This is a genomic window from Nonomuraea fuscirosea (genome assembly GCF_003001935.1).
Lineage (GTDB): Bacteria > Actinomycetota > Actinomycetes > Streptosporangiales > Streptosporangiaceae > Nonomuraea > Nonomuraea fuscirosea.
Window position 1 is genome coordinate 143,904 of sequence record NZ_PVNG01000031.1, and the last position, 11,347, is coordinate 155,250.

The 11,347-nt window shown below is 72.8% G+C and carries 7 protein-coding genes and 1 pseudogene; 4 read left to right on the plus strand and 4 right to left on the minus strand.

The window, feature by feature from the left end:
• Window positions 1-94: 94 nt before the first annotated feature.
• Together B0I32_RS49770 and B0I32_RS49775 are read right to left on the minus strand one after the other, a co-directional pair.
• Window positions 95-2,461 (minus strand): S1 family peptidase, encoded by a 2,367-nt coding sequence (locus tag B0I32_RS49770; RefSeq protein WP_181308663.1) that lies wholly within the window; start codon window positions 2,459-2,461, stop codon window positions 95-97.
• Window positions 2,462-2,571: 110 nt separating this feature from the next.
• Window positions 2,572-2,958, minus strand: coding sequence for a VOC family protein (locus B0I32_RS49775; RefSeq protein ID WP_106251771.1), 387 nt, complete (start codon window positions 2,956-2,958; stop codon window positions 2,572-2,574).
• Window positions 2,959-3,067: 109 nt separating this feature from the next.
• Here B0I32_RS49775 and B0I32_RS49780 point away from each other — a divergent pair, with 109 nt between their 5' ends.
• The 3 genes from B0I32_RS49780 to B0I32_RS49790 all read left to right on the plus strand — a co-directional run bounded on the left by B0I32_RS49780 (window position 3,068) and on the right by B0I32_RS49790 (window position 9,718).
• Entirely contained in the window at window positions 3,068-5,278 is a 2,211-nt protein-coding gene (locus B0I32_RS49780; protein WP_106251773.1) for a hypothetical protein, read from the plus strand.
• Window positions 5,279-5,304: 26 nt separating this feature from the next.
• Window positions 5,305-7,488 (plus strand): hypothetical protein, encoded by a 2,184-nt coding sequence (locus B0I32_RS49785; RefSeq protein WP_106251775.1) that lies wholly within the window; start codon window positions 5,305-5,307, stop codon window positions 7,486-7,488.
• Between the two features lie 109 nt (window positions 7,489-7,597).
• Entirely contained in the window at window positions 7,598-9,718 is a 2,121-nt protein-coding gene (locus B0I32_RS49790; RefSeq protein ID WP_106251777.1) for a hypothetical protein, read from the plus strand.
• A 12-nt stretch (window positions 9,719-9,730) separates the two neighbouring features.
• Here the strand turns inward: B0I32_RS49790 and sigJ are convergent, their stop codons facing one another.
• Window positions 9,731-10,645: an RNA polymerase sigma factor SigJ gene (sigJ, locus tag B0I32_RS49795; RefSeq protein ID WP_106251779.1), complete on the minus strand. Its 915-nt coding sequence runs from the start codon at window positions 10,643-10,645 to the stop codon at window positions 9,731-9,733.
• A gap of 92 nt (window positions 10,646-10,737) precedes the next feature.
• On the opposite strand from sigJ, the gene B0I32_RS49800 reads away from it, so the two are divergent.
• Entirely contained in the window at window positions 10,738-11,130 is a 393-nt protein-coding gene (locus B0I32_RS49800; RefSeq protein ID WP_106251780.1) for a hypothetical protein, read from the plus strand.
• Here B0I32_RS49800 and B0I32_RS49805 read toward each other — a convergent pair.
• Window positions 11,124-11,347, minus strand: a pseudogene (locus B0I32_RS49805) (hypothetical protein); the annotation flags it as partial. The gene B0I32_RS49800 and the pseudogene B0I32_RS49805 sit on opposite strands and share 7 nt — an antisense overlap.

Below are 11,347 nucleotides of genomic sequence, written 5' to 3' on the forward strand. Positions count from 1 at the left end.
CCTGTTACATAACGCATTCATCGCCGTCGTTCCCACCATTTCGGTCGATGCTTGAGCAGGGAAAGGCCGGCCGGGCTAGCCGACCGGCCGGTGATCAGCTGACGACCCGCAGCTCCAGCAGGGTCTCCCGGCAGTTGTCCGGATAGTCGGGATGCCCCTCGTCACAGGTCGTATCCGTACGTCCGAACTGCTCGCTCTCGTCCCGCTCGACGCGCTTGGTCCGCTCGGCGCCGGAGGCCACGTTCACCACGGTCGCGTCCACGTCGTGACCGGCTCCCGGTGAACGGCTGTCGCCCTGGACCTCGTAGACGTTCGGGATGCGGATCTTCACGTAGCCCGTGGGCGCGAGGACCTTGAAGCACACCGCCGTCACGCCGAGATGCGGCTCGCCGATCTCGGTCTCGCCGTTCAGCAGGCCGGGGAACACCTTGATCACGCCGACCCCGTTCTCCGGGGACGCGGTGCACGAGACCCAGATGATCCCGCCGTTCCCGGAGACCAGCTCGAAGTTCTTCGCCTCGGCCGCCTGGGTGCCCCAGTCGGCCTGCCCGGAGGTGCCGGCGTACTCGTGCCGGTAGGTCACGGGATAGGCGAACTTCTCCAGGATGGAGTCAGGGCGAACGGCTGGCCGCATGGTGACCCTGGCCGGCACCGCGGGCCCGTAGTAGCGGCCCAGCACCTGCGCGATCTGGCTGCCCGGCCGGTAGAGGAACAGGAAGCCCTGCCCGCCGGAGCTGCGGTGGTCCCAGGCGATGATGCGGTCGGCCGCGCTCTTCAGGTCGTAGCTGCCGATGCCGGCCGAGCTGTGGAACACCGCGCTGAACGCGTTGCCCGTGCCGTGCTTGAGGATCCAGGCGGTCGCCGCGCCCGGACGGTACAGCACCAGGTGATCCAGCTTCCCCGTGTGCTCGTAGTCGTAGGCGACCACCTGGTCCCGCACGTCCTCCAGGTTGTAGCCGCCGATGCCGGCCGAGGTGTGGAACACCGCGCTGAACGAGTTCCCCGTGCCGTGCTTGAGGATCCAGACGGTTCCCGTGCCCGGGCGGTAGGCCACCAGGTGATCCGGCTTGCCCGAACCGTCGTAGTCGTAGGCGATGATCCGGTCGGCGGCGCTCTTCAGGTCGTAGCCGCCGATTCCGGTCGTCCTGTTCAGCACCGCGCTGAACGAGTTCCCCGCGCCGTGCTTGAGGATCCAGACCGTCTCCGCGCCCGGACGGTACAGCAGCAGATGGTCGAGCTTTCCCGTGTGCTCGTAGTCGAAGGCCACCACCTGATCCCGGGCGTCCTTCATGTTGTAGCCGCCGATCCCGGCGTCGGTCGAGGCGTAGACCGGTGTGAACGTGTTCCCGCTGCCGTGCTTGAGTATGTGCACCGTCCCGACCCCAGGGCGGTACAGCAGCAGGTGGTCCAGCTTGCCGGAACTCTCGTAGTCGAAGGCGATGATCCGGTCGGCCGCGCTCTTCAGGTCGTAGCCGCCGATTCCCGTGGTCGAGGAGAGGACCGGGACGTAGGTGCCGTCCGGGCCACGCTTGACGATGGAGACGCGCTGCCCGCCCGGGCGGTACAGCAGCAGATGGTCCAGCTTTCCCGTGTGCTCGTAGTCGAAGGCCACCACCTGATCCCGGGCGTCTTTCAGGTCATAGCCGCCGATGCCCTCCACCTGGGCTCCGTACGTGGCGAAATCCGCGGTGGGCTCCCCCGCGACCAGACGGACCCAGTTCGCCAGGTCGTCCACGCGCACCGCGTCGGCGCCGCGCGGCCCGTCCTCGGCCGCGCCGAGGCAGCCGCCCTGCCCGGCGCCGATGCCGAGCCCGACGAGCTCGGGGCCGCTGCCGCCGGTACGGAAGACCGGCGCGCCCGCGTCGCCCTGGCACGCGCTCACGTCGCCCGCGTCGGCGCCGGTCCAGCCGAACGAGCCGGCGCTCACGGTGCCGGCCACGACCGGCGCGGCGTGCAGCCGGCGCGGCGCCCACTCCTGCGCGGTCCTGCCGAAGCCGGCGACCTGCAACGCGTCCCCTTCGGCCGGGGCGGTGGCGCTGACCCTGACCGGGGCGACGTCGATCACCCGCAGGGCCAGCCGGACCAGCGCCACGTCCCGGTCGCGGTGCGGGTGGATCCAGTCCACGGGCAGCACGCGCCCGCCCGTGCCGAGCAGGTCCGTCCTGCCGACCGTCACGGTCGTCGCCAGCGTCGGCGCGCCGGTCGAGACGGACTGCCCCGCGGCGGCGAGGCAGCTGGCGGCGGTGAGCACGTACTGCGAGCTGACCAGGGCGCCGGTGCACCCGTGCAACTCACCGACGGTCACCTTCGCCACGAAACCCCACGTGCCGTCGGCGACCTGGCTCCCGCCCCGCACCGCCTGGGCCGGGGTCGCCCCCGCCCAGAGCACGATCGACGAGACAGCCAGGGACAACGCGAGGGTGATGACGGATAAGAAGCGGAATGTTCGCTGGAGGTTCACGGCATGATTCTGGGAGCCGATCTTCGAGCGAACCAGGACAGCAACCGGACACTCAGCGGGCACTTCGCGGGAAATGTCCGGATCGTCGCGGTGGGCTCGGATCTACGGGCTCAGGGCCAGGTCCTGGCCTCCGCGTCGAACAGCGCGGCGTCGCTCTCCACGGGCAGCACGCACAGGAGATGGCCGCCGGGCGCGCGCAGCGTGCGGCACTCCTGCCACCGCCCCACCTCGCTCGCGCCCAGGTCGATCAGGCGCCTGGTCTCCGCCTCGACGTCGTCGGTCTCGAAGTCCACGTGGATGCGGGGCGCGTCGTCGACCGACTGCACGGCCACGTGCGGGGCGACCTCGGGCAGGGCGCCGTGCAGGGAGATGAACTGCTCCTCCGAAGGCAGCGGGCGGGCGGTGGCCCCCAGCGCCGCGGCCCAGAAGGCGGCGGCCGCCTCGGCCTCGGGTGCGGGGGTGTCGATCAGGAAGGCGTACACACGACTGCGATGCATGTGAATCATGCTAGGCACACGGCACGCGCCGGCCGGTACGGGATCCTGCCCAGACCTTTTCCGTCAGGTGAACGGCGGGCCTGATCGGACCCCTGCCACAGTCGGGCGGGTGGAAGGCGACGAGCTCATGGAGCGGCTGGCGCGCTTCGGGGTGCTGCGCCGGAGCTACGGCGACGCCGCCCGCCATCTGGTGCCCCTGCTCGCGCCGTGCGCGCTCGTGCTCGTGCCGCTGGGCCTGCTCGCCACGCCGATCCTGATCCTCGCCCTGAACGGCCAGGTCATCGTGGTCGACCAGGAGCCGGAGCTGACGGCGGTGCCCGCCGGCGCCCTGGCGGTGTGGGCGGCGGTGGTGCTGGTCACCTGGCTCGTCCTGGCGGTGCTGGTCTTCCCCGCGGTCGTGATGATCGCCGCGGGACGGCTGCTCGGCCGGCGGGTGCCGCCGGTGGCCGCGCTGCGGGCGGCGGCACGGCGGGCGCCCGCCCTGCTCGCCCTGGCCGGGCTCGCCGTCCTGGTGCTGGCCGTCGCTGCGGGCGCGTTCGGGGTGCTGCTGGTGCTCGGGCCGGTGTGGATGGGGATCGCCGGGACGGTGCTGGTCCTGGCCGCCATGCCCGCGCTGATGGCCGTGCCGGGCGTCGTGCTGGAGGGCCGCTCGCCCTGGGCCGCCGTCGTGCGCGCGTACCGGCTGAGCGCCCGGTGGATGCACGTGACCGCGTTCACGCTGCTGATCGGCACGGTCGCGGTGCCGGCGCTGGCCACATGGGCGCTCGATCGGGGGGTGGACGGTCTGACCGGTCCCGCCCTGACGATCGTGTCCGGTACGGCGGGATTCGCCCTGTCACTGCTGATCGTGCCGTTCCAGGCCATGCTGGTCGCCCGCCAGTTCCTGTACCACCTGGCCGCGCTCCGCGACGCCGGCGCGTTCGGCGACCTCGTCGAACGGCTGCCCGCCGGGCCGCCCGGTCCGGCCAGGCCCGTGCCCGTCCTGGCGTCGCTGCTCCTGCCGGGGCTGGCGTTCGGCGCCACCGTGCTGGTCAACCCGCTGGGCTGGCCGGAGGTCGCCGAGACGTACGCGCAGGAGGTGCTCGCCCGCGATCCCGCCTACTTCGACGAAGGCTCGGCGCACGTGTCCACGACGGAGCTGCGGGCCGCGTTCGCCGGGCCCGGCGAGGGCGTGACGGTGCTGACCGACTCCGGTTTCGACTCCGCATCCAAGCTGCTGACCTGCTCCGACGCCCGGTGCACGCGCCTGTCGAACCGCTGGACCGGCCAGAATGAGGAGCTGCGCCAGGGCATCCGCCCGCCGTCGGCCGCCACCCGGCTGCCCGACGGGCGGCTCCTGCTGGTGCGGTGGGAGCCGACGGTGCGCGGGCGCGGGTGGCGGGCCCGGCTGCTGATCTGCGACGGGCGCGGCTGCGCCGAGGCGCCGGGCGGTCGGTACGTCACTCAGGTGCGGGATCCGTACCCGCGCCTGAACCTGGCCCTGGCCGCGCGCCCCGGCGGCGGCGTGGTGCTCGCCCAGGCCGCCGAGGTGCCGTCCGGCGACCTCGGGCCGTCGACGACGGAGACGCTCTCGCTCGTCGTGTGCGACGACGTCGCCTGCACGCGACCACGGACGAAAGCGGTCGCGCAGGTGGATTCCCGGGCGTTCGTCCGGGCTCCGCACAGCCTGGCCATCGCCATGGGGCCGGACGGACGCGCGGTCGCCGCGCGCCTGGACAGCCTGACCGGCGCCCTGCACGTGATCTCCTGCGCGGACCCGGCCTGTGAGCGGGTACAGGTGCGGCGGCCGGTCCCCCCGATCCTGCCGGACCTGGACGCGGCGGAGCCGGGCGAGGTCAACCGGCTTTTCGACGAGTCCCGCGAGCACGGTGATCGGGCCGGGGCGTCGCTGGTCGTACGGGCGGACGGCCGGCCGCTGATCGCCTACCGCAGTACGGCCGACGGCGCGGTGCTGCTGCTGGACTGCCGTACCCCGGACTGCGCGGCGGCCGGCTCGCGCACGCTCGCCCCCGCCGGAGCCGAGCACGCCGCCCCCGCGCTGGTCCTGGACCGGTCGGGGCGGGCGCTGATCGCCTACCAGGACCTCGAAGGCCGCCGCCTCATGCTCGCCACCTGTGCGGGACTCGACTGCGTCACCACCCCGGTACGGAACATGCGCCACGGACCCGGCCCCGCCCTGGCCATGACGCTGGACGCCCGGGGACGGCCCGCGATCGTGTGGACGGACGCCGGCGAGAGCGCCGGCGCGGAAGTGGTCGTCACCGTGCCGCTCAACCTGCCCTGGCCCCACCAGACCCGATCGTCGCGCGCCGCGCGGTGATCCCGGCGAACAGCCCGAGAGGGACGATGAGCCGACCGACCGATGAGAGACCCGCCGTCACGGCGGATCACGAGGACGCCCGGTACGACATGCGGCGGTTGGGCGTGCTCTGGCTCGCCTACGCCGCCGCCGCGCGGCACCTGGTGCGGCTGCTCCCACCCGTGCTGCTGATCTTTCCGCCGCTCGTCCTGCTCGCGGTGCCGGCGCTGCTCCTCGTCGTGGACGAGTCCTCGACGGCGGTGGTCAACGGCAGTTTCGCCCTGATCGGCCCGCCAGGCCCGCCGGTGCTGGTGTGGTCGGCGGCGGTGCTGGTCGCCTCGACGGCCGGGCTGGTGGTGGCGCTGCCCGCGACGGTGCTGCTCGCCGCCGGACGGCTCACCGGCAGGCACGTCTCCACCTCGGACGCGTTGCGGATCACGGTCCGGCGCCTGCCCGCGATGGCGGCGTTGCTCCTGCGGAGCGCGGTCGTGGTCGCGGCGATCATGGCGGTCTGGTACGCCCTCCTCGTGGGGATGCGGGCGCAGATCGCGGCCTACGTCGTGATGACGGTGCTGTTCCTGCTGGCGATGCCGTGCCTGCTGGCCGTGGCGGTCGTGATGCTGGAGGGCCGGTCCGCGACGGGGCCGATCCTGCGCGCGTACCGGCTGGCGGGCGGCGCCACCTGGGGGACCGCGTTCACCCTGGCGTTCGGCGTCGTGCTCTTCCCCGTGCTGGCCACGCAGGCGGTGAGCTGGGCGGCGGCCGGCACGCCGCTGCTGCGGGCCGGGGCGGCCTCCGTCGTGGCGCTCGTCGGCGTGCCGTTCCAGGCGACCGTGATCGCCCGCCTGTTCCTGCATCGCCTGACCGAGAGGGGGGCGCCAGCCGAGTTCGACGCGATCGTGGACGGCCTGCCCGGGAGCGCGCCGCGCCCCATCAGGCCCGTGCCGCTCCTCGCCGGGCTGCTGCTGCCCGGCCTGCTGTACGGCGGCGCCGTACTCGTCAATCCGCTGGATCTGCTGGAGGTCTCCGAGACGGTCATCACCGTGAGCAGGTCGGGCGAGCCCGACGTCGCGGTGTCCACGGAGGGCGGGCGCTCGAAACCGACGCTCGAACGGTCCGAACTGCGCGCCATGTACGCCGGCCAGGGCGGGCGCATGGTCATGCTCATGGACGGCTCCCGAGCGGCGAAGCTGCTGACCTGCGCGGACAGCCGCTGCGCCCGGGCCCGGCTCACCTGGGCCGAGCCGGAGGCCGTGGAAGGCGAGTACCCGGTGGCCGGCGCCCGGCTGGCGGACGGCCGCCTCGCCCTGACGACCTGGGCGATCGACGACATGTACCAGTGGGTGTGGGACGAGAACTGGAACGCCCGGCTCAGGCTGATGCTCTGCGACTCCGAGGCGTGCGCCCCGGCGGCCGGCGACCCGCCCCTCGCGAAGGTGACGCAGGCCGCCAGGAGCAGGGTGCTCGCCCTGGCGGCCCGGCCCGGCGGCGGCCTGCTGCTCGCCCAGCTCCGTCCGATCCCCACGTGGAAGGAGAAGGACGGCTTCACGGAGGTGATCTCGGTCACCACGTGCGACGATCCGGCCTGCGCCCGGCGGCGCACCGAGGAGGTCGCCCGGCTGCCCGGCAACGAGGAGACGGAATTCATGCGCCAACTCGTCGCCGCGGTGGGCCCGGACGACCGGCCCGTCGTCCTCGCCTTCGACCGCCACACCGGTTCCATGGTGGTGACCTCCTGCGACGACCCCGCCTGCACCCGTACCAGGACGGGCCGGCCGCTGCCGGACGAGTCGCTCCCCCGCTACTCCGACCGGGAGAAGCGGGCGCACGCCGCCCTGGCGATCCGGGCCGACGGCCGCCCGCTGATCGTCTACCGGGACGTGAAGAACGACGCCGTGAAGCTGCTCGACTGCCTCGACCGCGCCTGCGCGCGGGCCGGCACGGCGACGCTCACCGAACCCGGCGACCACCACTCGAAGCCGGCGCTGGCGCTGAGCCGGGACGGTCGCGCGTTCGTGGCCTACCAGAACCTCGACCACGCCCAGGTCGTCATCGCCACCTGCACGGGAACGCGCTGCGCACGGACCCCGGTCGCGCGGATCCGGCACGACGGCGACCACGGCCTGACCATGGCACTGGACGACCGCGAGCGGCCGGTGCTCGGCTGGATCGACGCCATCGGAGAGAACGAGTGGGTCCTGGTCGTGACCACCCCGCTCACGCTGCGGTAGAGCACGCACGTCGGTCATACGTGATCGGCGGTCGCGCGGCCACCTCGGGCCAGACCATTTCCGGCAAGTGACAAGAAAACCCACGACATGCCCTGTCACCGTTCAACAGGTGACCTCGATGCAGCACGTCGAACGGTTACGCGCCGACCGCGTACCGTTCCTGAGCTACCTGGACGCAGGACGCCACCTGGTACGGCTCGCGCTGCCCGGCGTACTGGTGCACGTGCCGCTCGCCACGCTGACCCTGCTGGCGCTGACGGCGACGGCCGGCGGCTCGGCGACGGTGGCCGACCAGCGGCTTCAGCTGGTCGGAACCTCCGACGCCGCGCTGACGACCTGGATCGTCGTGGCGGCGGTGGTCGCGCTCGCGGGGCAGCTCGTGGTGTTCCCCGCCACGGTGGTCATCGCCGCGGGTCACCTGCTCGACCGGCAGGTGGCGCCGGTCGAGGCGCTGCGGGCGACGGTGCGGCGGCTGCCGTCCCTGCTCGTGCTGCTCGGCGTGGCCGTCCTGGCGTCCGGGGCGATCTGGGCGGCGAGGGCGGGCGTGCTGACGGCGACCGATGGGCGGTGGCAGGCCGAGGTGCTGCTGGTGGTGGCCGTGTTCGCGGCGCTGCCCGGCCTGCTCGCCGTACCCGGTGTACTGCTGCACGGCTGCGGCGGGCTGAGCTCGATCGGCCGCGCGTATCGGCTGACCAGGCTGCGGTTCCTGCGGACCGCGTCGACGCTGGCCGTCGGCGTCGTGCTCGTTCCCGGCGCGGCGGCGTGGGCCCTGTCTCACGGGCCCCCCCTGCTCCCCGGCCCGCTCACGACCCTCGGATGGGGCCTGGCCGGAACCGTGTCAGCCCTGGCCGTCACGCCGTTCCAGGCCGCCGTGGTCGCGCGCCAGTTCCTGCACTGCATGGCCTGGCGTACCGAGGTGGACGACTCGGACCTGACGCACGGCCTGCCCGACGGCGCTCCCCCGAGCCCGGTCAGGCTCGGCTTCCTGCCGATGGCGCTGCTCCCCGGGCTGCTGTTCAGCGGAGTCGTCCTGATCAACCCGTTCGGGTGGCCGGAGCTCGCCGAGAAGAACGTGACGGAATCCTGGGTACCCCAGGAGTTTCCCGTCCTCGCCCACGAGCGGCGGCCGGAGCTACGCCCCTTCGACCTGCAAGCCCTGCACACCGGACGCGGCGCGGGCCTGATCGTGGTGATGGACGGCTTCATGGACGACTCCAGCCTGCTGGCCTGCGCCGACCCCTCGTGCGTGCGGACGAGTTTCGAGTGGGCCGAACCACGCGGTTCCGGCACCCGCTGGGAGCCCGGCACGGCCAGCACCCGGCTGCCCGACGGGCGCCTCCTGCTGACCACCTGGACCTCCACCAGGCTCGAACTGCTCACGTGCGAGGCGACCGGGTGCGTACGGAGCAGCGGAGCCGTCGCGACGACACGCTCACGGCCGGAGCGGGTGGGGGTGGCGCTGGCCGTGCGGCAGGGCGGCGGCCCGGTCGTGGCCTACGCCGAGGCGGATCCGGCGGGCGGTGACAGGCCGACCCACGACGTCCTCTCCTTCATCTTCTGCGCGGACCCGAGCTGCGCGCACCCGGAGCGCAGGCGGATCGCCCAGCTGGAGACGACCCTGTATTCGGCCACGCACGACACCCTGGCCGTCGCCCTCGGCCCGGGGGACCGTCCGGTCGCCGCCCGGATCGACGCCGTCGACGGCCAGATCCATGTCATCTCCTGCCTGGACGCCGCCTGCCACCGGCCGACCGTGACCAGGCCCGTGCCACCCGCGCCGTCGAGCCTCGACGACCTGCCCTGGACGTTCGGCCTGGACCTGGCGGTGCGCCCGGACGGCCGCCCGGTCATCGCCTACCGGGACCCGCGTGACCAGGCGAACAAGCTGCTCGACTGCCGCACCCCCGACTGCGCCCAGGCCGACGTGCGCACCCTGGGCGCCGGCGACGAGTACCACGCGATCCCGGCACTGGCCCTGGACCGCTCGGGGCGGCCGCTGGTGGCGTACGAGAGCCGCGAGCACCAGCGGCTCATGCTCGCCGTCTGCACCGGAAGCCGCTGCGCCAGCATCCCCGTGGCCAAGAACAGGAACGGCTTCGGCGAACGACTGGCCATGACGATCAACGCCGACGGGAATCCGGCGATCGCCTGGATCGACCACAACGCCGAGCCGACGGGCCTCGACTGGAACCTGCACGTCACCACCCCGCTCAACCTCACCTCGAGGTAGCGGGCGGCCCTGTCACCCGTCCCCGGCTGCTACGTGCCGAGTCCAGGGGCGGAGTTTGCCAGGGTTGCGGACGGCCCAGATGCGGGTGACGCGGCCGTCGGCGACGTCGAACGAGGCCACGGTCGTGACCGTGCCGGCGACCTGGGCCACCAGGCCGGGCGTGCCGTTGACGGATCGCTCCAGAAGTTCGATGCCCGGACTTCGCTCGGCGATGGCGAGCAGGTACCGGGCGACGCGCGTGCCGCCTTCGACCGGGTGCAGGACCGTGCCGGCCAGGCCGCCGCCGTCGGCGGTCAGCACGGCGGCCGGGTCGAGGAGGTCGACCAGGGCCGCGATGTCCTTGGCCTCCCAGGCCCGCTTCACCTGCCGTACCGTCTCGGCCCGCGTGGCCGGCGGCACCGGGGTCCTGGTGACGCCCACCCGTCTGCGGGCGGAGGAGGCCAGTTGCTTGCAGGAGGCGGGGGTGCGGCCGAGGACGCCGGCGATCTCGGCGAAGGGGTAACGGAAGACGTCGTGCAGCACGAACGCCACCCGTTCCGCGGGCGTCATCGACTCCAGGACGACGAGGAAGGCCGTCGTCACCGATTCGTTCATGACCAGCTGGTCGGCGGGGTCGGCCCCGTGGCCGTGGTCCCGCTCGGCGGGGTCGGGCAGCGGCTCGGGCAGCCACGCGCCGACATAGCGTTCCCGCCGGGCCCGCGCCGAGCCGAGCACGTCGAGGCAGATGCGGCTGGTCACCGTCGTCAGCCAGGCGCCGGGGTTCGTGATCTCCTGCCGCCGCTCCTGTGGCAGGGCGTACCAGCGCGTGTACGCCTCCTGCACGGCGTCCTCGGCCTCGGCCGCCGAACCGAGCAGCCGGTAGGCGACGTTGATCAGGTGGCGCCGCTCGTCGGCTGTCTCGTCGGCGCCGGTCCCAGCCGTCCCCATGCCGTCGCCTTACCTTTCGCGGGCCCACGTCGTCAGGCAGGTGAGACCCTATCCACCGACGGCCCCACGGGGCGGAACAGGGGGACCCTGACATGGCCACCCGCACGACGGCACAGCGCCGTTTCTCTCTCCTGCGGATCGCGATCGCGCTGCAGACTCTGACGATCTTCCTGCAGGCCGTCTCCGCTGGGCTGCTGCTGACCGCGCCCTACGGGGAGACGCTGCACAGCGCCGGAGCTCGCGTGATGTGGGGGTCGTCGCTGCTGTACGTGCTCGCCGCGGTGCTGGCGTGGAAGCCGGGCGGCGGCTCGCTCCGGCCGGTCTGGCCCGCGGCCGGATTCCTCGCCCTCGCCTCCGCCCAGGTCGTGCTCGGCATCGCGCACGTGCCGTCGGTGCATCTTCCCCTGGGTGTGCTGATGTTCGGGCTGAGCGTGCTGGCACTGGTCAGGCCGCCGGGGTCCGGCCTCGTGCGGGCGGATCAGTAGATGCGGTACTTCTTGCCGCAGTTGTCGAACTTTCCGGCCCAGCAGGTGAAGGTGTAGACCTTCTTGACACCCTTGCCGCTCCACGCGCCGACGACCTCGCCGTCCCAGGACTTGTTGAACTTCTTCCAGTGACCGCCCTGGTACACCTCGAACCAGACCCAGCCCTTCTTACCGCCGACCTTGTCCACCCCGTACCACTTCGTGAACACCTTGCCGT